This window comes from Rothia koreensis (genome assembly GCF_052232265.1).
In the GTDB taxonomy this organism is placed as follows: domain Bacteria; phylum Actinomycetota; class Actinomycetes; order Actinomycetales; family Micrococcaceae; genus Rothia; species Rothia koreensis.
The window spans coordinates 1,230,330-1,253,651 of the sequence record NZ_CP197643.1; the positions used below are offsets into that span (position 1 = coordinate 1,230,330).

The window sequence follows — 23,322 nt, forward strand, 5'->3', positions numbered from 1 at the left end:
GGCGAGATCGGTCGACGACCCCGGTCACTGACCCGGGTACATGCCTCGTTGGGAGCGCGATTCCAACAACCTGGACTGGACGTCACGCAGGGGAGTCCCGTCCGCCGCGCGCGAGAATCGTGTCCAGGTTCCGTCCGATTCCAGGTGCCAGTTGGCCGTCTTCTCCGACATGTACATCCCGATCATGTCCAGAAGGTACCGGATATGCACCGGGTCCTTGATCCGCACCAGGGCCTCGACCCGTCGATCCAGGTTACGGTGCATCATGTCGGCCGACCCAATGTAGGCGACCGGTTTGCCTCCGTTCTCGAAAGTGAAGACCCGCGAGTGCTCGAGGAACCGGCCCAGGACCGACCTGACACGGATGTTCTCCGAAAGCCCAGGAACGCCGGGTCGGAGCGCGCAAATGCCTCGGACCACGATGTTGACCTCGACGCCGGCCTGCGAGGCCCTGTACAAGGAATCGATGATGGCTTCGTCCACCATCGAATTGCACTTGATCTGGATCCTGGCGTTCAGACCGGCGCGCTTGTGCGAGATCTCGCGGTTGATGCGGTCGATCAGCCCGGAGCGCAACGACCTTGGAGCGACCAGCAACGACTTGTAGGCCGTCTTGGGCGCGTACCCCGAGAGCTGGTTGAACAGGCGCGAGACGTCCTCTGCGACCTGGGGGTCGCAGGTCAGCAGCCCCAAATCCTCGTAGAAGCGGGCCGTCGACGGGTGGTAGTTGCCGGTGCCGATGTGGCAGTAGCGGCGCAGGCCGTCCGATTCCTTGCGCACAACCAGGGACAACTTGCAGTGGGTCTTGAGCCCCACGATCCCGTAGACGACGTGCACCCCGGCTTCCTCAAGTTTGCGGGCCCACGAGATATTCGCCTGTTCGTCGAACCGAGCCTTGATTTCGACGACGGCCAGAACCTGCTTGCCGGCCTCCGCGGCCTCGATGAGCGCATCGACGATGGGGGAGTCTCCCGACGTCCGATACAACGTCTGCTTGATGGCCATGACCTGGGGATCCGACGCCGCCTGTTCCAGAAAGGCCTGGACACTCGTCGCGAAGGAATCGTAAGGATGCTGCAGGAGCACGTCGTGCTCCCGCGTCGCGGAGAACACGTCGGCCGCCGTCGCGGTCTCGGCGGCGTTGAGGAAACGGCTCGTGTGCGCGATGTGCTTGGGATAATGCAATGACGGCCGATTGACCTTGACGATGCCGGTCATGCCGCGCAGATCCAAGGGCGCGGGCAGACGGTAGACCTCGGCGTCGTCGACCCTCAATTCGGAGACCAGGAGGTCGAGGATGGCCGGATTGATGGTGTCCTCGACCTCGAGTCGCACGGGCGGTCCGAAACGACGCCGCAACAACTCTTTCTCCAGAGCCTGCAGGAGGTTCTCGGCGTCGTCCTCTTCGACCTCGAGGTCCTCATTGCGCGTCACGCGGAAGACATGGTGCTCCACGACCTCCATGCCCGGGAAGAGCTCGTCCAAATGCTCGGCGATGATGGCTTCCAGGGGAATGAACCGTGCCGACCGAGACGGGGAATTCGCATGGCGGGAACCATCGACCGAAATCATCCGGTCCAGCTGGTCCGGGACCTTGATGCGGGCGAACAATTCCTTGCCGGTCTGGGGGTTGCGGACGATGACCGCGAGGTTCAGGGACAGACCGGAGATGTACGGGAAGGGGTGGGCCGGGTCCACGGCCAGCGGGGTCAGGATCGGGAAGACCCGTTCCCGGAACTGGCCCGAAAGCCTTTCCTGCGCCTGGGCTTCGAGATCGTCCCAGCCGACCACGTGCAATCCGGCTTTCTCCAGTTCCGGCAGGACCTGGTCGTGGAAGACTTCGGCATGGTGCTGTTGCAGGCGGTGAGCCGATTCGCTGATCAGCTCCATCTGTTCGTCCGGGGTCAGGCCGGAGGCCGACGGGACTGCGATGCCCGTGGCAATCCTGCGTTTGAGCCCGGCGACTCGCACCATGAAGAACTCATCGAGGTTGGATGCCACGATCGACAGGAAATTCAGGCGCTCGAGCAGGTACAAGGACGGGTCCTCGGCCAGTTCGAGGACTCGGGTGTTGAAATCCAGCCACGAGGACTCGCGGTCCGCAAACCGTTCCGGGCCGAAGTCCCCCTGGAGCAGCGGTGTCGAGAACTGCTCCGGAGCGTCGATGCGATCTCCGCGAGTTTCTGCGCGCTCGATCTTGGCGATGTTTGTGGCCTGGCCGGGGTGGGTCAGATTGTTCTGCCCAGTCTCCGTGACCGCCTCGGGCTCGGCATGGACCGTGTCCTCATCGGTTACCGCGGACGACGGCGCGTACATCTTGTCCACATCCCACGGACGGAATCCGAGGGACTCGTACAGCCCGACCGCGGCCGTGTTGTCCGCATCCACGTAGAGGACGATCGCGTCCAGGGGTTCCTCGGCGGAGTCGTCCTCACCGAAGCGGGCCAAGTAGTCCATGCCGATGACGGTCAGAGCCCGACCCAGCCCGGTTCCCTGTGCGTCCGGTGAGACGCCGACGGCGTAGACCTCCCCCTCCCGGGAGCCCTGGTCGGTGTCCTCGATCTTGGTCCAGTGGAAACCGAGCAGCGCCGGATTGCCGCTGGAGTCCTGTTCCGTCTCGGCCAGGAAGAAGCCTTCCGGCCTGAACCAGGAGTCGTTCTGCCGGGCGCGGAGGTCCTCGATGCCCAACTGACCCTGCTCCGGGTGGTCGGCGAAGGCCCGGGAATTGAGATCCACCCAGGCCTCTGCGTCCGAGTCCTGGAAGGTCCGGACGTGGACGGGCGGTTCGGGGGCGTGCTTCTCGGTGAGTTCCCGGATGCTCTGGCGGGCCTTGGCGGTGAGGTCCAACCGCATTTTCCACAGTTCGCGCACCGGGACATAGCCGAAGCTGTCGGCCAGAGACATCGCGGCCAACGGGGCCGAATACTCCCGCGAGCGACCGGCCACGCCCGAACCGTGAACCCACACCCGGTAGTCGTTGACCTGTTCTCCCAGGCCGCTATCGCCCAGAAGCATCTCGGCGACGGCACGCCCCAAACCGGAGCCCCGGTGCTTCGGGTCCACCATGCCCTCGACGGTTCCGGTGGACTCCGCGTCCTCGGGTGCGGTCGCGACCGCCGCGGCAACGAGGGCCTCGCCCTCGAACGCCGTGATGACCAGGGGTGCTGCGGATGCGCCGTCGCTCTGCTCGGCCGCCCGCCTGAGTTGGACCAAGGTTTGCTCGGACAAGGGCTGGGCGCCGTCGGCCGAATGTGCGCGCTGGGCCAGATTCTCGATCTGACCGACCAGGTTCGAGTCCGGACGTGTGCTGTCCAAGGAGTATCGAGAAGCCGCATTTCCGAGCGCTGAAGTCACCGCGTACCTGCCCATTCCGGTTAGCCTGCTGGTCGGCGGTGCCGTGGCACCGCCGTGTCTTTCTCCACTCTACAAGCCGGCACCAGGGCCGGCCCCGCGAAGCGTGCTGCCCAGGGAGAAATGTGGACGAACATTTTCTGACTGGCATCGGCTGATTCCGCAGACGGTCACTCCTGCGGCGTCGGCCGTGCCTCGGTGAAGCTGTATCCCACGTTGCGCACCGTCGTGATCAGCTGGTCGTGGTCAGGGCCCAATTTCGCGCGCAGCCGACGGATATGGACGTCCACGGTTCTCGTTCCCCCGTAATAGTCGTATCCCCAGACCTCGGAGAGCAGCTGCGCCCGGGTGAACACGCGGCGAGGATTCTGCACCATGAACTTGAGGAGCTCGAACTCTTTGTAGGTGAGGTTGAGCGTGTGCTGACCGGCGCGTGCGGAGTAGGTGGCTTCGTCCACGATGACGTCCCCGCACCTGATGACGTCTTCCTGAGCGGCCGGCCCCTGGGGACCCGCCGCCGCGAGCCTGATGCGTGCCTCGACCTCGGCCGGACCCGCCGAGTCCAGCAGGATGTCGTTCACCAGCCAGTGGGGTGAGACGGCGGCCAGGCCTCCTTCGGCAAGAATCATGACCGTGGGAGTCTCCAGGTCGCTTCCGCCGAGCATTTGGACGGTATTCCGGGCGTTCACCAGGGCCCCGGTGCCGTCGACGAGAAGCAGTTCCGGGGAGCGGGAGGCGATTTCGGCGGGCGAGGCGGCCAGAGGGCGGACCTCCGCCTCGTGCGGCAACAGGGCCAGGGCGGGAACGACGTCGGCGGGCGAGCTCGCGGCGTCGCTGAGCATGAGCATCTTGACCATTGGCGTCGTCCCTTCCGGAGGTTTCACTCGTTCCGGACGCGCGGATCCGGGAGCTTTCTGATCGTTCCCGGTGCCGTTCGTGCGAAACGGGCCGGGACACGGGGAGGCTCCGTTGCCATGTGATCGCCAGTATAAGGCCAGATTGCCGAGCGGGCGGCATGCTACATGTCGTTGCCGCGTCCCACCCCACGGATAGACTGGGCGCAAACGACGGGCAAACGCCCTGGCGGGGGCTCAAGCTCCGTCCCACTCATGAACGACCCTGGAGGATCTGTGGCTCCCAGCGACGTGCCGACCGGAACCCACGCATTGCGGACCGTGGGGACGGAAGGAAGGCAACGCTATTGGCTCGTGGCGTTGTCGAGTCTGATTGCCCTCGTCGTTTCCTTGGTCGGGGCGGTTCTCTCGCCCGTGGTCTCCCTGGTGGCAACGGTTCTGCTGGTCGCTCTCATCGCGTGGGGGTGGCCCGCTGCTTCCGGTATCGCCGAATTGCGAGGAATCAAGAACGTTCTTGCGCACAGCGTGATCTTCGCGCTCTGCGGCTGGGCAGGTTGCGCACTGGTCTATCTTGCGCCGACGGGCAAGCTGCTGACCCTGTTGCCCGCGGTCGTGGCCGTCGGCGTCGTCGTGGTGTTTCTGGCCGAATTGGTTCGGGGAGAGGGCGCCGCCGCCCGGCTCGAATCCACGATCAGCGGAGCCGTGGGCGTCTTCACTGCAGTGAGCGCCTCGGGATGGGTGGGGATGGCGTTGATCCACCATCGCACCGAGACGGGGGCCAGCGTTTGGGGCGCCGGCGCGATTCTTGCCCTGTGCATCGGCATCGTGGGAGCGCGAATGATCGCTGCGGGACCCGAGGGCGGATTGCGGCGCGGGGCCATGACACTCGGCGTCACACCGGTCGCATTCTTGGGGGTCCTCGGGTATGCGGGCACGCTCGTCATCGATCGCGTGATAGCTTGGTTGCCATGATCATTGCACTCGAAATCCTGTTCCTCACGTTGTTGGGGCTGGCATCGTTGTCCATCCTGGGCTGCGCCGCGCTCGTGGTCGGTGGGCTCTTCCGAGGCCAGAAGTAAAGCACTCAGCGTAGTCAACGGCCCGGGCGTGGATGCTCGGGCTTTTGGCGTTTAAGATGGGTGCATGGCTATTGAAATCCCCACGGATCTGACCCCTGAACTTGTGCCCTTCGCGTGGCTGCTCGGCCACTGGGAAGGCGTCGGAGTCCTCGGCTACGCCGACGAAGAAGAGAGGCAGTTCGGGCAGATCGTCGACTTCTCCCACAACGGCCTGCCATACCTCGAGTACCGCGCCGAGTCCTACCTGTTGGACGACCAGGGCAACCGGACCCGCCAGATCAGCGTGGAGACCGGTTTCTGGCAATTGGACCGCAAACAGGGCGATGAGGACGCCGGCCCCGGGTTGTTGCCCGGCGCGGAGAAGCCGCTCCTCCAAACCGCCGCAGATGTCGAGAAGATGCGGAATGACGACGAAGCCTTCGACATCCTCGCAACGATCAATCATCCGGGTGGGGTGAGCGAGCTGTACGTCGGCGTCATCGACGGCCCCCGGATCCAGATGGCCACGGACGCTGTGATGCGCGGCGCCAACGCGAAGGAATACACTGCCGCTTCGCGTATGTACGGCCTGGTGAACGGGGAACTCATGTGGGCCTGGGACATGGCGGCAGCCGGTCAGCAGATGAGCTCGCACGCATCGGCGCGTTTGCGCAAGGTTGACGTGGCCGCATGACCTGGTCCTCACCTCTGCTCTCATTGGACGGTGCCGTCGAAGCCGGCGGCCAGGACAGCGGCGTCGCCGCGCACTATGGGGATCCCATCCGCGAGCAACGCGGTCTCGCCCGGGCAACGGCCGAACGGCCCGTCGCCGTCGATCTGTCCAACCGCGGCGTCGTCTCCGTGTCCGGGGAAGACCGCGCCAGCTGGCTGACCACGTTGTCATCTCAGGTCATCGACGGTCTGCCGGCGGGGGCGAGCACCGAGACGACGTTGCTGTCCGCCCAAGGACGCATCGAGTACCAGCCGCACGTCGTCGTGTCCGAGGACATGGTGTGGCTCATCGTCGAAGCGGGCCAGAACGAGGGCCTCGCCGAATTTCTCGAGTCGATGCGTTTCATGCTCAGGGTCGAGGTCAGGGACGAGACGGCCGACGTCGCCGTCATCGGATCCACGGTCGACCTCCGCGGACGCGCAGGCGTCCCCGCGGAAGCCGTGGCATGGCAGGATCCCTGGCCCCAGATCGGCGTCGGGGGCACGACCTACGCCGGCACGAGCCCGCATCCCGGCGAGGGCTGGCAGTACTGGGAGATTCTCGTCCGGAAATCGGATCTCGCATCGCTCCGTCCCGAGTGGGCAGGAACCATGGCGCTGGAAGCGTTGCGGATCGAGGCCTGGCGGCCCCGGTACGCCACCGAGGTCGACGCTCGAACGATCCCGCACGAACTCGACCTGATGCGGACGGCCGTGCACATGTCGAAGGGGTGCTACAAGGGGCAGGAGACCATCGCTCGGGTGCACAATCTGGGGCACCCGCCGCGGCGGCTCGTGTTCCTCGACCTGGACGGTTCCGAGCACACGCTCCCCGAGCCAGGCTCCGAGGTCTTCGCCGTCGGAGGGAAAAGGGCCGTGGGTCGAATCACGAGCGCCGCGTTGCACCACGAGGCGGGTCCCATCGCCCTGGCGGTGATCAAGAGGATGGTGGATCCGGAGGCTCAGCTGGTGGTCCGTGACGACACCTCGCACGTGGCAGCGGAGGACGCCGGAGACGACTCGCCAGAGCCTGCCGTCGTCGAGTACGCGGCCGCGCAAACCGTGATCGTCAGCCCGGATGCGGGACAGGCCGTGGGGCGGCGCAACAGGGACGACTTCCTGAAACCCTGAGAACCGGTCGTCCCGGCGGGGGCTTTCGGCCGGAGCCGGACGCCGCGCCGTCCGGAGCGGTCGGGGTCACCGCCCGAAGAGCACCTTGGCTTCGTCCCACCGTGCCTGGGGGACCGTCTTGAGCCCACTCAACGCTTCCTCGAAGTCCACGCGGGTGATGTCGGTGCTGTCCAGGCCGACCATCTTGCCCCATTGGCGGTCGTGCACCAGGTCGACCACGGCCATGCCCATGCGCGTGGCGAGCACTCGGTCGAAACCGGTCGGTGCACCGCCCCTCTGAATGTGACCCAGGGTCGTGTTCCTGGCCTCGATGCCAGTCATCCGCTCGATCTCGTGGGTTACGTATTCGCCGATTCCGCCGAGGCGAGGCCGGCCGTCCTGCTCGAGGCCCTTCTCGTGGACGACCTCGTCGAGCCCCTCGGGAATGAATCCTTCAGCCACGACCACCAGGGGAGAGCGCCCGCGTTCGTGGACCTCGCGAACCCAGTCCGCGACCTGGGTCATGGGGACTTTCTGTTCGGGAATCAACACGGCGTGAGCTCCCGCGGACATGCCGGAGTGCAACGCGATCCACCCCACGTGCCGGCCCATGACCTCCGCAACCATGCAGCGGTGGTGGGATTCGCCCGTGGTCCGCAACCGGTCCATGGCGTCGGTCGCGATGGAAACGGCTGTATCGAAACCGAAGGTGTAGTCGGTCGCGTTGAGGTCGTTGTCGATCGTCTTGGGCACGCCGACCACGGGGAGGCCCGCATCGGAGAGCCTCTTGGCCCCTGCAAGCGTTCCCTCGCCGCCGATCGCGACGATCGCGTCGATCGCGTGGCGCTCGAGCATCACCGAGATGTTCTCCGGACCGCCCTGCGGCCCATCGAAAGGGTTGGTGCGTGACGTCCCCAAGATGGTTCCGCCCGTACGGGCCAACCCGCGAACCCGCGTTCGGGGCAGATCCATGATGTCGCCCTCGACGACCCCACGCCATCCGTCGCGGAAACCGACGAACTCGTCATCGTAGGTCTTGACCCCATTGAGCACCGCACCACGAATCACCGCGTTGAGCCCGGGGCAATCGCCGCCACTGGTCAGAAGTCCGATTCTCATGGGGTGTCTCCCTCGCTACGAGTCGAAGTATTCAACGCCTCTCAGTGTAGCGAATAGTTGGGAACTTGTGGATGTCCACATCGAGCGAAAGCGGCAGGTCTGCCCCGGAGTCCCGAGGGGCTTCCGGCTCACCTCTTCGGGTCAGTGTGGGTTTGTGTTGGTTTCTGTTCTGGTTCCGCAAACGTCGGCCCCGGGCCACGGAACGGCCCGGGGCCGCGGATTGTCAGCGCGACGCGGTCGCCAGCAATTTCTGGATTCTTTCCACACCCGCGCGGAGGTCGTCATCCGCCAGCGCATAGGAGAGTCGGAGGTATCCGGAAGGGCCGAAGGCTTCGCCCGGAACTACCGCAACTTCGGCTTCGTCCAGGATCACGTCCGCGAGGTCCGCGGACGAGGAGATCGTGCGTCCGGCGATGTTCGACCCGAGCAGGCCGGTGACGTCCGGGTAGGCGTAGAAGGCGCCCTGGGGAGTGGGGCAGGTGATTCCGTCGATCGCGTTGAGCCCCTCGACAATGGCCCTGCGCCGCCGATCGAAAGCGGCCCTCATCTCGTCGACGGCGTCCATCGGTTGGGTCACGGCCGCCAGGGCCGCCCTCTGTGCGATGTTGTTGACGTTCGACGAAAGGTGCGACTGCAGGTTCGACGCGGCCTTGACGACGTCCGCGGGGCCGATCAGCCATCCGACGCGCCATCCGGTCATCGCGTAGGTCTTCGCGACACCGTTCAGGATGATGACGTTTTCCCGAAGCTCGGGGGCAGCGGTGGCGATCGAGGTGAAGGGGGTGCCGTCGTAGGTCAGGTGCTCGTAGATCTCGTCGGCGATCACGAAGATCCCCTTGTCAGCCGCCCAGCGTCCGATGGCCGCGGTCTCCTCCGGGCTGTACACGGCGCCCGTGGGGTTCGACGGCGAGACGAAAATCAGCGCCTTCGTCCGGTCCGTGCAGGCCGCCTCCAATTGATCGACGGTGACCTTGTAGCCTTGCTCGGACCCCGCAAATACTTCCACCGGGTTGCCTCCCGCCAGACGGATGGCCTCGGGGTAGGTCGTCCAATAGGGGGCCGGAAGAAGGACGTCGTCGCCCTCGTCGATGACCGTCGCAAAGGCCTCGTAGACGGCCTGCTTGCCGCCATTGGTCACGATGACCTGCGAAGGATCCACGGAGTATCCGGAATCCCGCAGTGTTTTCTCGGCAATGGCCTGGCGCAGTTCGGGGAGGCCGGCAGCCGGCGAGTACCGGAAATTGGCCGGGTCGTCCAGCGCCTCGCGGGCCGCTTCCACAATGGGGGCCGGGGTCGCGAAATCGGGCTCTCCCGCACCGAAACCGATCACGGGGCGCCCTTCGGCCTTGAGTGCCTTGGCTTTGGAATCCACGGCCAAGGTGGCGGACGGGGCAATGGCGGCGATGCGTGCCGAGATGCGCTCCTGGGACGGCATGGTGCTCACTTTCGTTGAGAACGGTTCCGGAATCGCGGCCCGTCGGGGTGTGCCCGCGGGTGCTGCTCCAATCCTATGCGCAGCCCGGTGCCGAGGACATGCGCAGAACATGCTTGTGGAAACATTGCTCAAGACCGGGCCGGCGGAATCCACGGAACCCGTCTCCGTCCCCAGCGAATTGCGGGCACTCGACAAAGTCGCTAAAGTTGAACTCCGGTGCTCGCCACCGAGGATCGCTCATGCCCGAGGGCACCAGCGCGGACCTGAAGAGCTGAGGGCGGTATCCCGTCGAAGGGCAGTGGCGCAATTGGTAGCGCAGCGGTCTCCAAAACCGCAGGTTGCAGGTTCGAGTCCTGTCTGCCCTGCATTTTCATCCCCTCACGAAGACCCATTCGTGGCATATAGTCGACAACGTTGTACAACGTCCAAGCCATAACGTCAGAAAGGGGCGGTACCGAATGGCTAAAGCTGCTGCTGCGGGAGCCGCCGATCAAGAGTCCAGTACCGAGAAGCGAGGCTTCTTCGGGAGGATCGTCCTCTTCCTCAAACAGGTCATCGGCGAGCTGAAAAAAGTCGTCAGCCCGACTCGTCGGGAACTCCTCAATTACGTGATCATTGTCCTGGTTTTCGTCGCGTTCATGCTGTTGCTGATCTTCGGCCTCGACTACCTGTTCGGGCAGGGAGCCTTCTGGCTCTTCGGTGACGGCGGCTTCGGTCAGAAGCCGCAAGGCCCCCAGGGCTAAACTGAGAATTCAGACGAATCCGCCTCGCGGCCGTGCCAATGGGTTGCGGGGATGCGAAGACCCCCAAGAAAGCAGGAAACGCAGTGTCCGAGCAGGAACTCGATAACTCCGCCGAGGAGAACCAGGTCGATCAGACCTCTCCCGAGCAGGCAGAGCAGGCCGACGCCGCGGAGCAGTCCAGCCAGTCCGGCTTCGAACAGACGGAGTCCGCGTTGGTCTCCTCCGCTCAGGATGATTCTGAGAACGCGGAGGACGCATCCGGCGACTTCGACGACACCGTCGAAAAGGTCTCGGAAGCGGCCGAAGAGGACGCGGACGTCGACCCGATGCAGGAATTCCGTTCGAAGCTTCGTCGCCAGGAAGGCGACTGGTACGTGATCCACACGTACGCCGGTTACGAGAACCGCGTCAGGACCAACCTGCAGACCCGTGCCCAGTCGATGAACATGGAGGACGATCTCTTCGAGATCCAGGTCCCCATGGAAGAAGTCCTGGAGATCAAGAACGGGCAACGCAAGACCGTGCGCCGCGTGAGGATCCCGGGCTACGTGCTGGTCCGCATGAACCTGACGGACGAGTCCTGGGGCGTCGTGCGCCACACGCCCGGCGTGACCGGATTCGTGGGCCAGGATGCTTACAACCCGGTGCCGCTTCGGCTCGATGAGGTTGTCGACATGCTCGCCCCGGTTTTCGAGGCGGAGCAGGCCGAAGCGGCCAAGGACGCCGGCGAACCGGTCCCGGCCGAGGTTGCTCCTCAGGTCAACGTCGGCTTCGAGGTGGGCGAGTCGGTCATCGTCAAGGAAGGCCCCTTCGAGACCCTCCCGGCGACCATCTCCGAGATCAAGCCCGAAGCGCAGCAGCTCGTGGTTCTCGTTTCGCTCTTCGAGCGCGAGACCCCCGTGAGCCTGGGCTTCAATCAGGTCACCAAGATCTGATCATTTTCTTCTCGCACGCAATGCGCGGTCCCGCCCAGAAAGCGGTGACCGCGCATTCGTTCGTGATGCAGTGATATTGCTCCCCCTGAGTGGAGAAAACCATTCGTGCGGGACTACACTGAGATTTTGCGTGTGCTCGTGCGCTTTGGCGTGCTCACGCGCGGTCGCCGCGCCACGGTGACCACCCGCCGTCGTACGCTCCTGTGCGTCGGTCAGCCCCAGAAGAAAAGGACCTCAATTGGCTCCCAAGAAAAAGGCCGCAGGCCTCATCAAGCTGCAGATCCAGGCAGGTGCCGCCAACCCGGCGCCCCCGGTTGGTCCCGCGCTCGGTCAGCACGGCGTCAACATCATGGAATTCTGCAAGGCGTACAACGCCGCCACGGAATCCATGCGCGGCAATGTCGTGCCCGTCGAGATCACGGTCTACGAGGACCGCTCGTTCACCTTCATCACCAAGACTCCTCCGGCCGCCGAGCTCATCAAGAAGGCCGCCGGCGTCGCCAAGGGCTCCGGAGTTCCCCACACCAACAAGGTCGGCAAGATCAGCGTGGACCAGGTCCGTGAGATCGCCGAAACCAAGATGCCCGACCTCAACGCCAACGACATGGACGCGGCTTCGAAGATCGTTGCCGGTACCGCTCGTTCGATGGGCATCACCGTCGAGTAGTCCCGCGGGATTTCCGACGTTCATTCAATAAATCATTCAGCCCGCTCTCGCAGCGGGGGTCCGCCACATGAGCGGGCCAGTGGCAGGGCCGGCGCGGTCCGACAGACCACAACTGCACAAGGAGAAACAAGCAGATGGCAAAGCGCAGCAAAGCGTACCAGGCAGCCGCAGAGAAGATCGATCAGGACAAGCTCTACGGCATCGGTGAGGCAATCCGCCTCGCTCAGGAGATCAACTCCTCCAAGGCCGACACCACCGTGGAGGTCGCATTGCGCCTCTCGGTCGACCCCCGCAAGGCCGACCAGATGGTTCGCGGCACCGTGAACCTCCCGAACGGCACGGGCAAGACCGCCCGCGTCGTCGTGTTCGCCCAGGGTGACAAGGCTGCCGCGGCCGAGGAAGCCGGCGCCGACTACGTCGGTTCGGACGAGCTCATCGGCAAGGTCGCCGACGGCTGGGTCGATTTCGACGCCGCCGTGGCCACTCCGGACATGATGGGCAAGGTCGGTCGCCTGGGCAAGGTCCTGGGTCCCCGCAACCTCATGCCGAACCCGAAGACCGGCACGGTGACCATGGATGTTGTGAAGGCCGTGGGTGACATCAAGGGCGGCAAGATCGACTTCCGCGTTGATCGCAACTCCAACCTCCACTTCATCATCGGCAAGTCCTCCTTCGACGCCGCCCAGCTCGAGGAGAACTTCCAGGCAGCGATCGAGGAGACCGCGCGCCTGAAGCCCTCCGCCTCGAAGGGACGTTACGTCTCCAGGATCACCGTGGCCACGACCTTCGGCCCCGGCATCCCGGTCGACCCGTCAGTGGCCGAGAAGTAGGAGTCCGGATTCGATCGGAACGGTCACGAAGACCTTGACGATCGTGCCGACCACGAGGCCCCGCACCGTCCTTGGCGACGGTGCGGGGCCTTTGTGTGTGCTCAGGGGAGTGAAGCCCGCGCGAGGCGCGTGCACCAACGGCGAAGGAGCGAAACCGCTGTGAGTCTGGTCTTCGAGGCAGTCAGCAAATCGTTCGGTGGCGAGTCGGTCCTGCGAGAGCTCGACCTCACCGTCGGTACTGGTCAGCTCATGACGGTGCTCGGTCCGTCAGGTGGGGGCAAGACCACCATGCTCAGGATTGCGGCGGGGCTCGAATCGCCGACGTCGGGCGTCGTCCACTTGGACGGGAAACCGGTGCGACTGGGCGATTCGTCGGTCGCGTTTCAGGACACCCCGCTCTATCCCCACCTCTCGGTCCTGGACAACGTCCTGTTCCCGCTCCGACTCAAGGCAGCCCGGGGAAAGAACTCGCGGTACAGGACCGACCGGGAGCGCCGCGCCGCGGCGTCGGACGCCCTCGAGATGATGCACATCCCGGACTTGGGGCCGCGGCGGATCAATCAGTTGTCCGGCGGCCAGCGGCAACGCGTCGGTATTGCCCGCGCGCTCGTGCGCGACGTCGGCCTGTACCTGTTCGACGAGCCGCTCGCGCATTTGGACCAGGCGTTGGCCCGCGACATTCGTGAGGACCTGCGTGCCGTGCAGCGAGAGAAGGGGCTGACCATGGTGTACGTGACGCACCAGGTGGAAGAAGCCTTCGCTCTCGGGGACACCGTCACGATCCTCAATGACGGCCGCCTCGAACAGATCGGCCCGCCCCAGGAGCTCTGGCAGAGGCCTGCGACGCAATTCGTCGCCGGATTCCTCGGCGGACATTCCATGAATTTCGTGCCCGGCGAGGACGGGATCGTGCGAGGTTTCCGGCCGGAGAACTGTCTCGTCCAGGACTTTGCCGGGGTGCGGACCGACCGGGGCAATGAGTCCGTTCTGCGCTTCAACGGCACGGTCGTGGGGTCGTCATTCCTGGGGGAGCAGACGCTCGTCGTCGTCGACGCCGGGTCCGGAATGCGGCCCCTTCGGGCGTTGCTGCCCTCGGTGCGTTTCGGTGAGCCGGTCGACCCGCCCGCCATCGGGGAGAAGGCCTGCGTGCTCGTCGACGGGGTGAATGTGCACGAATTCGACGCGGCAACCGGGCAACGGGTTCTTGTTGCTGATGCCCGCGGAGGAGCCAGTGCAAAACCCCAGTGATGTGCGTCCCATCGAGCTCCTCCGGGTGGCTCCGTCGCCGGACGTGTGGTTTACTGGAACTACCAAAGACCGCCGGTCGTAGGTTTTGCACGCCCCCGGGCGTGTTTATCCGCCATAAGAGTTCCCGCAAGGAACGGCCAGTGCAGGTGAACGTGACACAATCGGACTCCGTGCATTCTCATGCGCGTTGAGATTTCGCTGTGCCCCGCCATCTGCGCGGGGCATTTTTTGTGGGCTCATGGGCGCCCGGCAATCAGACCGGAAGGAGTACCATGGCGACACCGGAAAAGGCGGCCGCTGTATCGGAGCTGAGGGAGCTTTTCTCCAACTCGGACGCTGCTGTTTTGACTGAGTATCGTGGTCTCACCGTGAGCAAGCTCGGAGAGCTTCGTCGCTCGCTCGGTGAGAACGCTGAATATGCCGTGGTGAAGAACACGCTGACCGCCATCGCGGCCAGGGAAGCCGGCGTCGAGGGCCTGAACTTCGACGACCTCAACGGCCCCACCGCAATCGCCTTCATCACCGGGGAACCGGTTGAGGCGACCAAGAGCCTGCGTGACTTCGCCAAGCAGAATCCCCAGCTGGTCATCAAGAGTGGTTACTTTGAGGGTAAGACTCTCGGTGAAGCTGACATCCAGAAGCTTGCGGATCTTGAATCTCGCGAGGTGCTGCTCGCCAAGGTTGCGGGTGCGGCAAAGGGCTCCCTCTCCAAGGCCGCCGCACTGTTCCAGGCACCGCTTTCCAAGACTGCTCGTACCGCAGAGGCTCTGCGCACGAAGGTCGAGGAGCAGGGTGGAGAATCCGCTGCCTGAGACGTCCTCGGACGTCACCAACGGGAACCCGTTGGCCCTGCGCCTCAGCCTGGGGAGCAGGAGAATCCAAGATCCGTTGCAGGAAACCTCTGCAACCAGACATAAGAAGGAGCCAAACACATGGCCAAGCTGACCACTGAAGAACTCATCGAGGCTTTCAAGGAACTGTCCCTGATCGAGCTGTCCGACTTCGTCAAGGCCTTCGAGGAGACCTTCGACGTCACCGCTGCTGCCCCCGCCGCCGTTGCCGCTGCACCGGCCGCCGGTGGCGATGCAGGTGCTGCCGAGGCTGAAGAGCAGACCGAATTCGACGTCGTGCTCGAGTCGGCCGGCGACAAGAAGATCGGCGTCATCAAGGAAGTTCGTGCCCTGACCTCCCTCGGCCTCAAGGAAGCCAAGGACCTGGTCGACGGCGCTCCGAAGCCGGTTCTCGAGGGTGCTTCCAAGGAAGACGCCGAGAAGGCCAAGGAGCAGCTCGAGGGCGCTGGCGCTACCATCTCCCTCAAGTAATTCCTTCCGGAATTCTTTGGTCGAAGGCTCTCCCACCCGTGCGGTGGGGGAGCCTTCTCCCGTTTAAGGCCCTCGAGTCAAAACCCTTGGCATGAGCTGCGGTCGGGCTCAGACCCTCTCACGCAGTTCGGGATACAGGAGGAGCGCGGATCAGTCGAGGGGCAGGCAGTCGATGCGCTGCCCGTCTGTGGCCCCCTCCGGTGGTATGACGGCCAGAACATCCGCGGCCGCGAGGCCCGAGAGCATGTGGGACCGGGTTCCCGCGCAGGGGCGAGCGACGTCGTCGTCCAGAACGCAAGGGGCAAGGGTCGTGACCGCCTTGCGCGAAGGAGGCACGTCCCGGCCCAGCACCGCGGTCCGAAGGCGGGGCATGGTCCGACCCAGGAACCCCGCCAGGGCCACGGGCGCCAGCCCGTAGAGGGATGTGTGCGCCGCGAGAGGATTCCCGGGAAGGCCCAGAACAAGACGGTCGCCCGGCAGGCGTCCGACGATCGTCGGGTGTCCGGGGCGGACGGCGATCGACGTCGCGACGAGCTCCGTGCACATATCCTCGAGGATCTGCCGCACGACGTCCTGGCTCGAGGACCCTGAACCTCCCGTGAGAATCACCAGGTCCCCGCTGGCCCAGGAGATCCACTCGCGGATGACGTCGTGGTCGTCGTGCAGCCTCGTGCGTTCGCTGATATCCGCGCCCCAGCCGCGCAGCAGGTGCGGGAACTGGGCGGAGAAGGCATCACGGACCTCCCCGGGGTGCGGAACGCCCGAGTCGATCACTTCGTTGCCTGTGAAGGCCATGCTGACGGACATGGGCCGCCGGGCGGAGACGACGTCGATGCCGCAGGCCGCGAGCAGAGCAACGTGTCTGGGGCCGAGAACGGTGCCCGCGGCGACGAGTTCGGCACCGCGTTCCATTTCCTCGCCGCGTCGCCTCATGTCGCGGCCTGGGTTGTAGGGATGGTCCGGGAGGCTCCGGACCGTCGTCCCGCGGGTTTCGGCGTGCTCGATACGGACCACACCCTCGGTTCCTTGGGGCAGAACCGAACCGGTCAGGACCGGCCAGGCTTCCCCGACGCCGATGCTGCCGGATCGACGATGGATATTGCGTTCCCCCGAGGACCGCACCGGATCCGAGACCAGGCGCCACGGACCCGGTCCGGCCACGGCGTATCCGTCCATGGCAGAGGACTCGAAGTGGGGAACCGGTATGGGGCTCACGATCGGTGCGGACGTCGTCGTGCCGAGAGCGTCCTCGAGCCGCAGATTCTCCGGACGATCCAGGCTCCGGCCGATCTCTCCCGCCAGCTCGTACAGATCCTCGCGGACCGTGGTCCAGTCCCGCCTCACGTTCGACTCCCTGAGAAGCGTCCGGCGGTCCCGTCGACGAAGCCCAGCGATACGGCGTCGTCCCACGTGTCGATGTCCTTGCTCGAGCCGGTCGGAAGCTCGACGTCCACGGGGGAGAGGCGTTTGAGCCGGGACATCACGGACTGAGATTCCGCGGGTTCCGTGAAGGCTTCCAGGGCGCGGTCGAGACGCAGAACCGACATGAGCGGTTGCCACCTTCCGTCCTCCACCCCGATGAACGCGGTCTCCTCGGAGCCGTGGGCGAGGACGGCGCGGCGAAGTTCGGCCAGGCCAGGGCCGGGGTGAGGCATGTCAGCGGCCACCACGAAGACCCAGGCGCGTCGGGCGGCGTCGGGGCCGCTGTCCCGCACATCCGTGCCGTCCATGAAGGACAGGCCGGCGCGGATCGCCGCGGCCGGACCCGAGTAGGGCGGATCCTCCCGAACGAGTCCCGCGTCCGTCGGTAGTGGGATATTCTCCGGGCCGACGACGACGCATTCGGCGGCGCCCACCTCGGCGAACCGGTCCAGGTCGGTGAGCACGGCGTCCACCAGGGTCAGGCCGTCTCTGGACAGGAGGGGTTTGTCAGGAGTCGGGCCGGGGGCCGACGCGTGGAGCCGGGAGGATCGGCCACCCGCGAGGACGATCGCTCGGAACCGGATCGGAAGGAACGGGGCCATCGGTCAGCCTCCGGCGAAGGGCGGCATGATATCGATGCGCTCGACGTTCGCGAGAGGAGCCGACGGTTCGGCTCTGCGCCCATCGGCCAGGAACGTGCATCGTCCGAAGACCTCCGCCAGCGTCAGGCCTGCGGCTCGGTGCTCGGTGTGCTCTCGTCCCAGCGTCTCGACCAGATCCGCGAGGGTCACGAGACCGTTCGCCCCGGCGTCGACGGTTTCGGTCGACTGGCCGCGGGCCGCCCGCGCAGCGGCGAAGTAGTGGATGTCGACCAATTCTCAGCCTCCGATGGCGCTCATGCTGCGATCGGGCTGAACAAATTCGGGCGTACCCAGACCGACCTTGGTCTGCCCGTGGGCCTTGGGCTTGGTCCACATCGCGGCCTGCCAGATTTCGGCTATCCGCTCGTCCGTCGACCCGTCCCTGAGCGCCTCCATCAAGTCGGTTTCCTCGTGGGAGAACAGGCAACTGCGGATCTTGCCGTCGGCCGTGATCCTGGTCCGGCTGCAGGCTTCGCAGAAAGGCTCGGTGACCGAGGCTATGACGCCGACCTGGCCGAGGACCGGTGCCGGATTCCCGGCGACGGCCGTGCCCAAGGGGTAGACGTCCCACAGCTCGGCGGGCGCCGATCCCCGGGGCTCGGCCTGGGGCACCAGGTCGAAGTCCTCGGAAATGCGATCCCTGACTTCCCCGGCCGTCACCATGCCGCTGCGCGTCCATTCGTGGTCGGCGTCGAGCGGCATCTGTTCGATGAACCGGAGCTGGAAGTCGTGGCGCAGAGACCAATCGAGCAACTCGCCGGCCTGGTCGTCATTGACCCCGCGCATCAGGACCGCGTTGATCTTGATGGGATGAATTCCCGCGTCGGCTGCGGCCTCGAGGCCACGAAGCACGTGAGGGAGCCGGTCCCTGCGCGTGATCTTCGCGAAGGTTTCGGGGCACACCGTATCGAGGGACACGTTGATCCTGTTGAGCCCTGCCTCGACGAGACGATCGATCTTCTTTTCCAGCCCGATACCATTGGTGGTGATCGACATCGGCAAAGTGGGGTGGAGTTCGCGCAAGTCGCCGAGGATCGTTGCCAGATCGGCGCGAACCAGCGGCTCGCCGCCGGTGAATCTGACCTCGCGGACTCCCAGGAGCCTGACGCCGATGTCAGCGATGCGGACCGCTTCGGAGGCACTCAGGAGCTCGTTCTTGCCGAGCCAGTCCAGCCCTTCGGCCGGCATGCAGTAGGTGCACCGCAGGTTGCACTTGTCGATGAGTGAAAGTCGGAGATCGTTGGCTACGCGACCCCATTGGTCTTCCAAGAGTCCCAATGCTGCCTCCTCGGATGTATTGCTCCACTACCCACGGTACTCGGGTTCACGGCTTCCTTGGAACCGAGCCGGCATTCACCCTCGGTGTTGACCAGGCGGAACAGAAAGAAGAGTGGGGAGCCGGGCTGTCCCGTATTCGATAGGAAGGTGATGTACATTTCCATGGGGAGCCATGTCACACGGCAATTCACTCGAGAGGAAGCACCTATGAGCAACGCACAGCAGCCCACGTCCGGGAACCGGGTGCGACGCGGCCGTCGCACGAGGCTTGGTGCCGGCCTTTCGGTGGCCGCAGCCGGTGCCCTGTTGCTCGCGGGCTGCGGCGGGTCCTCCGGGGATTCGGGATCGGATAACTCGGAGAAGGTGACGGTGTTCGCGGCCGCCTCGCTGAACAAGGCGGGTGACGAGCTGGCCTCCAAGTACAAGGAAGACCACCCGGAGACCGACATCAAGTGGAACTACGCAGGATCCTCCAAATTGGTCCAACAGATCGATCAGGGCGCCTCGGCCGACATGTTCATCTCCGCTGACCAGCAGAACATGGACAAGGCCCTGGCTCTGGACGCCTTCAAGGACTCCCAGGACACCTCCGTGATCGCAACCAATACGTTGCAACTCGTGACCGCACCCGGCAACCCTGGTGACATCCACTCGATCCAGGACGCCTCGGGCAAGCCGGTCGCCGTCTGCGCGCCCGAGGTTCCGTGCGGGACCCTCGCTCAGCAGGCACTGGACGCCGCGAGCGTCGAACTCGACGACGCGAGCCAAGAAGCCAACGTGTCCGCCGTCTCGACCAAGATCAGTCAGGGCGAGGTCGATGCCGGATTCGTGTACTCGACCGACGCGTTGAACATGAAGAAGAACAGCGAAGACGTCGAAGCCATCGACCTCAAGGGCATCGAGAAGAACAAGTACCCGGCAGCCATCACCGATTCTGGCTCGAAGAACGACGGTGCCAAGGACTTCTACAAGTGGCTCGAGAGCGACGACGCCAAGAAGATCCTCAAGAAGTACGGCTTTGGCTCGGGGCAGTAATTCCAACTACGCGTTCCCCGCGTGGCTGTACGTCCCCGCGGGGATCGCGTTGCTCCTGGTCCTCGGGCCTCTTCTCGGCCTCGTCGTCAAGATTCCCTGGTCCGAGGCCGGAAGTCTCCTGTCCGAACCGTCGGCGGTTCAGGCCCTCGAGCTGTCCCTGACCACGTCCTGCATCTCCACGGTGTGCTGCATTCTGGTGGGTATTCCGCTGTCCCTCATGCTGACCAGGTCGGGGAAGGCGCGTGCCTCCGGGTCGGGGAGGGCCGGCTCCGGTGGGCTGGCTTCCGCGTTCAGCGGCCCCATGGCCTTCATCGTCTATGCCCCGCTCGTGCTGTCTCCGGTGGTCTCGGGCCTGGCTCTGATGTTTTTCTGGGGGCGCAACGGGTTGCTCGGCAAACTGTTGGCCGAAGGCAACGTGACGATCGCGTTCACCTCGTGGGCGGTCATCCTCGCCCAGGTCTTCGTCTCGATGCCCTTCTTCGTCTCCACGGCCGTCACCGCCCTCACCGCGATTCCCCGAAGGTACGAGGAGATCGCCGCGACGGAAGGAGCAACGCGCAACGAGGTGGCCCGCAAGGTCCTGTTGCCGCAAGCCCTTCCCGGCCTGCTGACCGCGGGGCTCCTGAGCTTCGCACGGGCCCTGGGCGAGTTCGGGGCGACCATCACGTTCGCGGGGAATATCGAAGGAACAACCCGCACCATTCCGTTGAACATCGAAATCGGGCTCAGCTCCAACGACGTCGACGCCGCGCTCGGAAGCTGCATCATGCTCCTGGCCCTGTACGTTCTGGTCGTAGGACTTTTGCTGATGGCCCGTTTCCTGTCCTCGCTCCGAAAGGCGGACACATCCCATGCATGACGCGGAACTCTTCGCTCCTGCGGAATACCGTGAACACCTCGTCAGCCTGGCCCGCGACCTGGGAGCCGGGCCCAGGGCCGAACGGGTCGAATTGGGCGCCGCCGTGGGGCGTGTGCTGGCCGAGGACGTCGTCGCCCCGGCAGACTCGCCGCGTTTCGACAATTCGCAGATGGACGGGTATGCGCTCAACGCGGACGCGGTGGGCCGCGAGGACAGGTTCTTCGGCGTCGGGCCCGTGGTTCCTGCCGGGACCGATCCGGCGAAGGAATACCCTCTGGGACTCGACCGGGCGGATACCGTCTGCCCGATCATGACCGGGGCCAAGCTGCCCGAGGGAACCTGCGCCGTCGTCCCCGTGGAAAAATGCGATCCGCCCGAATTCGCCGCCCTCGGTGCCCAGGTGCGTGTCCCTCGGCCTCCGGAGGGGCAGTTCGTCCGTCCCGCGGCGTCGGACCTGCGGCGCGGCGAGACCCTGGTATCCGAGGGGCGAACCGTGACCCCTCAGACCGTGGGGGCTCTGGCCAGCCAGAACGTACGCTCTGTCGAGGTCTGGGCCAGACCGCGCGTGCTGATCTGCACCGGAGGAGAGGAAATCTCCCAGTCCGAAGACCTGGACCAGGCGCAGCTTCCGGACGCCAACGGCCCGATGCTTGAGGCGCTCGCCGGACACCACGGACTCGAGGTCGTCGAGAGGATCGTGACGGGAGACGACCCGCACGACCTGAGAAACAGGCTCGACGACGCCATGACGCGATGGCGCCCGGACCTCGTGGTGACCTCCGGCGGAATCAGCCACGGCGCCTTCGAAGTGGTGCGACAAGTTCTGGAGGGCCGACCCCGGGCATGGTTCGGGCATGTGGCACAGCAACCAGGCGGGCCCCAGGGTTGCGCGGCGCTCGCGGGCGTGCCCGTGGTCGCCCTGCCGGGAAATCCGGTCAGCACCTTGGTCTCATTCCGCCTGTTCGTGGCGCCCCTGGTGGCGCAGGTCTGGGGCGCCGCCGCGGAACCAACGGTCCTGGCAGCACGCTTGTCCGCCGATGTCGAAGGCGTTCCCGCCAAGACCCAGTTCCGCAGGGGGCGACTCGCGGTGGGAGAGGACGCGACCGTATCGGTCGAGGTTGTCGGTGGGGCTGGCTCTCACCTGCTGGCACAATCGGTGGGAGCCGACTGCCTGATCGAGGTACCACCGGCGAGTCACCTGTCCGGAGGAGACGTGGTCAGCGTCCACCCACTGGCACCGCACCCGCATCACGAGGAGCAAACATGACGAACACCGAGCAAGGCCTGACGCACGTCCGGGAGGACGGGTCCGCGCACATGGTGGACGTGACCGGGAAGGACGACACCAGCAGGGAAGCCGTGGCGATCGGCGTCCTTCGGACCAGGCCCGACGTCGTCGAGCTCATGTACGCGGCCGACCTGCCGAAAGGCGATGCCCTGCCCGTGGCCCGCATCGCCGGCATCATGGGGGCGAAGAAGACCCCGGAGCTGATTCCCTTGTGCCACCCGCTGCCGTTGGGCAAGATCACGGTGGATTTCGAGCGTCTCGACGACGGCGTGCGCATCGAGGCCAAGGTCAGGACGCGGGGAGCAACCGGCGTCGAGATGGAAGCGCTCACCGCGGTCAGCACCGCCGCGCTCGCCCTGTACGACATGATCAAAGCCGTCGACAAGCACGCCGTGATCGGCGATATCCGTGTTCTCGCGAAGTCCGGCGGCAAGTCCGGTTCGTGGACCGTTGAGGAGGAAGGATGACGAAACGCACGGCGTTGGTGTTGGTTGCTTCGACTCGGGCCGCGCAGGGGGTCTATGAGGACCGCTCGGGGGAAATCCTGGTCGACTGGCTTCGATCCGAGGGATTTGAGGTTCCCGACGCCGTCGTGGTCGAGGATGCTCGCTTCGGGCAGACGTTCGGAGACGTCGTCCGGGAATCGGAGGAACGACCGCGGCTCATCCTCACCTCCGGAGGGACGGGGCTCAACGCGGACGATCGGACGGTCGAGACGGTGACCGAGTTCCTGGATTACGACGTCCCCGGGATCATGCACGCGCTGTGGCAGAAGGGCCTGGAATCGACCCCGACGGCCGTGCTCTCCAGGGGAGTCGCCGGAGTCATCGGCGAGAGCCTGGTCGTCACGCTTCCCGGGTCTCCCGGCGGAATCAAGGACGGCATCGCGGTGCTCGGCGGCCTGTACGAGCACGCCCTGGACCAGTTGGAGGGCCGACGTGGGCACTGACAATCCGCAGGATCCCGCCTACGTGGCGGAACAGACCGGCGTCGTCGTGCGCGCGGACGTGATCGGAGAACCGCTCGAGGACCTGGCCCGCGAGGCCCGCGACGCAACGATGACGCGTGCGATGGGTGCGCTCGTGGTCTTCGACGGGGTCGTCCGGGACCACGACCAGGGGCGCGGCGTCCAGGGCCTGACCTATACCGCGCATCCGCAGGTCGTGCACGTCATGCACGACGTCGCCGGCCGCGTCTCTGCCCGGCACCCGGACGTCCGATTGTGGGCCGTGCACCGCATCGGCCCGCTCGAGATCGGGGAATCTGCCCTGACCGTGGTCGCCGCGGCGGCCCACCGAGGTCCGGCGTTCCGGGCCTGTGAGGACATGGCCGACACGATCAAGGCCGAGGTCCCGATCTGGAAGGAACAGGTGCTCGACGACGGCACGGTCGACTGGGTCGGGCTGCATTAGGCGA

The 23,322-nt window shown here is 65.4% G+C and carries 24 protein-coding genes and 1 tRNA gene; 17 read left to right on the plus strand and 8 right to left on the minus strand.

The features are described 5' to 3' along the window. Positions 1–24: 24 nt before the first annotated feature. Both ACTSLZ_RS05385 and ACTSLZ_RS05390 read right to left on the minus strand, forming a co-directional pair. On the minus strand, positions 25–3,369 hold the full coding sequence (locus tag ACTSLZ_RS05385) for an RNA degradosome polyphosphate kinase (RefSeq protein WP_443095950.1): 3,345 nt from the start codon (positions 3,367–3,369) through the stop codon (positions 25–27). 152 nt (positions 3,370–3,521) lie between these two features. After that, complete coding sequence (locus tag ACTSLZ_RS05390) at positions 3,522–4,208, minus strand: winged helix-turn-helix domain-containing protein (RefSeq protein ID WP_443095951.1); 687 nt, start codon at positions 4,206–4,208, stop codon at positions 3,522–3,524. Positions 4,209–4,481: 273 nt separating this feature from the next. On the opposite strand from ACTSLZ_RS05390, the gene ACTSLZ_RS05395 reads away from it, so the two are divergent. The 3 genes from ACTSLZ_RS05395 to ygfZ all read left to right on the plus strand — a co-directional run bounded on the left by ACTSLZ_RS05395 (position 4,482) and on the right by ygfZ (position 7,105). Next, entirely contained in the window at positions 4,482–5,177 is a 696-nt protein-coding gene (locus ACTSLZ_RS05395) for a hypothetical protein (RefSeq protein ID WP_238692221.1), read from the plus strand. Between the two features lie 171 nt (positions 5,178–5,348). Beyond that, positions 5,349–5,957, plus strand: coding sequence for an FABP family protein (locus ACTSLZ_RS05400; protein WP_178979506.1), 609 nt, complete (start codon positions 5,349–5,351; stop codon positions 5,955–5,957). Next, positions 5,954–7,105 carry a CAF17-like 4Fe-4S cluster assembly/insertion protein YgfZ gene (gene ygfZ, locus ACTSLZ_RS05405; protein ID WP_443095952.1) on the plus strand — a complete coding sequence of 384 codons (1,152 nt, stop codon included), beginning with the start codon at positions 5,954–5,956 and terminating at the stop codon, positions 7,103–7,105. The genes ACTSLZ_RS05400 and ygfZ overlap by 4 nt, the downstream gene beginning before the upstream one ends. 66 nt (positions 7,106–7,171) lie before the next feature. Here ygfZ and ACTSLZ_RS05410 read toward each other — a convergent pair whose 3' ends face one another. Together ACTSLZ_RS05410 and ACTSLZ_RS05415 are read right to left on the minus strand one after the other, a co-directional pair. Continuing rightward, positions 7,172–8,203: a 6-phosphofructokinase gene (locus tag ACTSLZ_RS05410; protein ID WP_129313859.1), complete on the minus strand. Its 1,032-nt coding sequence runs from the start codon at positions 8,201–8,203 to the stop codon at positions 7,172–7,174. A 223-nt stretch (positions 8,204–8,426) separates the two neighbouring features. Further along, the gene (locus ACTSLZ_RS05415) at positions 8,427–9,638 is read right to left on the minus strand and encodes a pyridoxal phosphate-dependent aminotransferase (RefSeq protein ID WP_397555018.1); all 1,212 of its coding nucleotides are present in this window, start codon (positions 9,636–9,638) and stop codon (positions 8,427–8,429) included. A 292-nt stretch (positions 9,639–9,930) separates the two neighbouring features. Here ACTSLZ_RS05415 and ACTSLZ_RS05420 point away from each other — a divergent pair. The 8 genes from ACTSLZ_RS05420 to rplL all read left to right on the plus strand — a co-directional run bounded on the left by ACTSLZ_RS05420 (position 9,931) and on the right by rplL (position 15,383). Further along, positions 9,931–10,003 (plus strand) — tRNA-Trp (locus ACTSLZ_RS05420). A 93-nt stretch (positions 10,004–10,096) separates the two neighbouring features. After that, entirely contained in the window at positions 10,097–10,381 is a 285-nt protein-coding gene (gene secE / locus ACTSLZ_RS05425) for a preprotein translocase subunit SecE (protein ID WP_129313861.1), read from the plus strand. Between the two features lie 83 nt (positions 10,382–10,464). Then, entirely contained in the window at positions 10,465–11,316 is an 852-nt protein-coding gene (nusG, locus tag ACTSLZ_RS05430) for a transcription termination/antitermination protein NusG (protein ID WP_443095953.1), read from the plus strand. Positions 11,317–11,554: 238 nt separating this feature from the next. Then, complete coding sequence (gene rplK / locus ACTSLZ_RS05435) at positions 11,555–11,983, plus strand: 50S ribosomal protein L11 (RefSeq protein ID WP_443095954.1); 429 nt, start codon at positions 11,555–11,557, stop codon at positions 11,981–11,983. A 134-nt stretch (positions 11,984–12,117) separates the two neighbouring features. Further along, the gene (gene rplA, locus ACTSLZ_RS05440; protein WP_443095955.1) at positions 12,118–12,813 is read left to right on the plus strand and encodes a 50S ribosomal protein L1; all 696 of its coding nucleotides are present in this window, start codon (positions 12,118–12,120) and stop codon (positions 12,811–12,813) included. A gap of 159 nt (positions 12,814–12,972) precedes the next feature. Further along, positions 12,973–14,061 (plus strand): ABC transporter ATP-binding protein, encoded by a 1,089-nt coding sequence (locus ACTSLZ_RS05445; protein ID WP_443095956.1) that lies wholly within the window; start codon positions 12,973–12,975, stop codon positions 14,059–14,061. Between the two features lie 272 nt (positions 14,062–14,333). After that, positions 14,334–14,873: a 50S ribosomal protein L10 gene (gene rplJ / locus ACTSLZ_RS05450; RefSeq protein ID WP_129313865.1), complete on the plus strand. Its 540-nt coding sequence runs from the start codon at positions 14,334–14,336 to the stop codon at positions 14,871–14,873. 120 nt (positions 14,874–14,993) lie between these two features. Continuing rightward, a complete protein-coding gene (gene rplL / locus ACTSLZ_RS05455; protein ID WP_129313866.1) occupies positions 14,994–15,383 on the plus strand; it encodes a 50S ribosomal protein L7/L12 in 390 nt (129 codons plus the stop codon). A 150-nt stretch (positions 15,384–15,533) separates the two neighbouring features. Here rplL and ACTSLZ_RS05460 read toward each other — a convergent pair whose 3' ends face one another. The 4 genes from ACTSLZ_RS05460 to moaA are packed head-to-tail and all read right to left on the minus strand — an operon-like array spanning position 15,534 to position 18,724. Beyond that, positions 15,534–16,727: a molybdopterin molybdotransferase MoeA gene (locus ACTSLZ_RS05460; RefSeq protein WP_443095957.1), complete on the minus strand. Its 1,194-nt coding sequence runs from the start codon at positions 16,725–16,727 to the stop codon at positions 15,534–15,536. Then, positions 16,724–17,407 carry a molybdenum cofactor guanylyltransferase gene (mobA, locus tag ACTSLZ_RS05465; protein ID WP_443095958.1) on the minus strand — a complete coding sequence of 228 codons (684 nt, stop codon included), beginning with the start codon at positions 17,405–17,407 and terminating at the stop codon, positions 16,724–16,726. Before mobA ends, ACTSLZ_RS05460 begins: the two co-directional genes overlap by 4 nt. Positions 17,408–17,410: 3 nt before the next feature. After that, positions 17,411–17,680: a MoaD/ThiS family protein gene (locus tag ACTSLZ_RS05470; protein WP_129313869.1), complete on the minus strand. Its 270-nt coding sequence runs from the start codon at positions 17,678–17,680 to the stop codon at positions 17,411–17,413. Positions 17,681–17,683: 3 nt separating this feature from the next. Further along, positions 17,684–18,724 carry a GTP 3',8-cyclase MoaA gene (moaA, locus tag ACTSLZ_RS05475; protein ID WP_443095959.1) on the minus strand — a complete coding sequence of 347 codons (1,041 nt, stop codon included), beginning with the start codon at positions 18,722–18,724 and terminating at the stop codon, positions 17,684–17,686. A gap of 207 nt (positions 18,725–18,931) precedes the next feature. Here moaA and modA point away from each other — a divergent pair, with 207 nt between their 5' ends. The 6 genes from modA to ACTSLZ_RS05505 are packed head-to-tail and all read left to right on the plus strand — an operon-like array spanning position 18,932 to position 23,318. Then, positions 18,932–19,759: a molybdate ABC transporter substrate-binding protein gene (gene modA / locus ACTSLZ_RS05480; RefSeq protein WP_443095960.1), complete on the plus strand. Its 828-nt coding sequence runs from the start codon at positions 18,932–18,934 to the stop codon at positions 19,757–19,759. Then, positions 19,743–20,618 carry a molybdate ABC transporter permease subunit gene (locus tag ACTSLZ_RS05485; RefSeq protein ID WP_443095961.1) on the plus strand — a complete coding sequence of 292 codons (876 nt, stop codon included), beginning with the start codon at positions 19,743–19,745 and terminating at the stop codon, positions 20,616–20,618. The genes modA and ACTSLZ_RS05485 overlap by 17 nt, the downstream gene beginning before the upstream one ends. Next, entirely contained in the window at positions 20,611–21,885 is a 1,275-nt protein-coding gene (locus ACTSLZ_RS05490; protein ID WP_443095962.1) for a molybdopterin molybdotransferase MoeA, read from the plus strand. Before ACTSLZ_RS05485 ends, ACTSLZ_RS05490 begins: the two co-directional genes overlap by 8 nt. Continuing rightward, entirely contained in the window at positions 21,882–22,373 is a 492-nt protein-coding gene (moaC, locus tag ACTSLZ_RS05495) for a cyclic pyranopterin monophosphate synthase MoaC (RefSeq protein WP_443095963.1), read from the plus strand. The genes ACTSLZ_RS05490 and moaC overlap by 4 nt, the downstream gene beginning before the upstream one ends. Beyond that, positions 22,370–22,855, plus strand: coding sequence for a MogA/MoaB family molybdenum cofactor biosynthesis protein (locus tag ACTSLZ_RS05500; protein ID WP_443095964.1), 486 nt, complete (start codon positions 22,370–22,372; stop codon positions 22,853–22,855). The genes moaC and ACTSLZ_RS05500 overlap by 4 nt, the downstream gene beginning before the upstream one ends. Beyond that, positions 22,845–23,318, plus strand: a complete 474-nt coding sequence (locus ACTSLZ_RS05505) for a molybdenum cofactor biosynthesis protein MoaE (RefSeq protein ID WP_443095965.1) — start codon at positions 22,845–22,847, stop codon at positions 23,316–23,318. Before ACTSLZ_RS05500 ends, ACTSLZ_RS05505 begins: the two co-directional genes overlap by 11 nt. The last annotated feature ends 4 nt before the right edge of the window (positions 23,319–23,322 follow it).

Coding starts and splice junctions, on each gene's coding strand:
- ACTSLZ_RS05490 (WP_443095962.1), top strand. CDS start 20,611: ATGCATGACGCGGAACTCTTCGCTCCTGCGGAATACCGTGAACACCTC.
- ACTSLZ_RS05390 (WP_443095951.1), bottom strand. CDS start 4,208: ATGGTCAAGATGCTCATGCTCAGCGACGCCGCGAGCTCGCCCGCCGAC.
- secE (WP_129313861.1), top strand. CDS start 10,097: ATGGCTAAAGCTGCTGCTGCGGGAGCCGCCGATCAAGAGTCCAGTACC.
- ygfZ (WP_443095952.1), top strand. CDS start 5,954: ATGACCTGGTCCTCACCTCTGCTCTCATTGGACGGTGCCGTCGAAGCC.
- ACTSLZ_RS05410 (WP_129313859.1), bottom strand. CDS start 8,203: ATGAGAATCGGACTTCTGACCAGTGGCGGCGATTGCCCCGGGCTCAAC.
- rplL (WP_129313866.1), top strand. CDS start 14,994: ATGGCCAAGCTGACCACTGAAGAACTCATCGAGGCTTTCAAGGAACTG.
- rplJ (WP_129313865.1), top strand. CDS start 14,334: ATGGCGACACCGGAAAAGGCGGCCGCTGTATCGGAGCTGAGGGAGCTT.
- rplA (WP_443095955.1), top strand. CDS start 12,118: ATGGCAAAGCGCAGCAAAGCGTACCAGGCAGCCGCAGAGAAGATCGAT.
- mobA (WP_443095958.1), bottom strand. CDS start 17,407: ATGGCCCCGTTCCTTCCGATCCGGTTCCGAGCGATCGTCCTCGCGGGT.
- ACTSLZ_RS05400 (WP_178979506.1), top strand. CDS start 5,349: ATGGCTATTGAAATCCCCACGGATCTGACCCCTGAACTTGTGCCCTTC.
- ACTSLZ_RS05415 (WP_397555018.1), bottom strand. CDS start 9,638: ATGCCGTCCCAGGAGCGCATCTCGGCACGCATCGCCGCCATTGCCCCG.
- modA (WP_443095960.1), top strand. CDS start 18,932: ATGAGCAACGCACAGCAGCCCACGTCCGGGAACCGGGTGCGACGCGGC.
- moaC (WP_443095963.1), top strand. CDS start 21,882: ATGACGAACACCGAGCAAGGCCTGACGCACGTCCGGGAGGACGGGTCC.
- ACTSLZ_RS05500 (WP_443095964.1), top strand. CDS start 22,370: ATGACGAAACGCACGGCGTTGGTGTTGGTTGCTTCGACTCGGGCCGCG.
- ACTSLZ_RS05385 (WP_443095950.1), bottom strand. CDS start 3,369: ATGGGCAGGTACGCGGTGACTTCAGCGCTCGGAAATGCGGCTTCTCGA.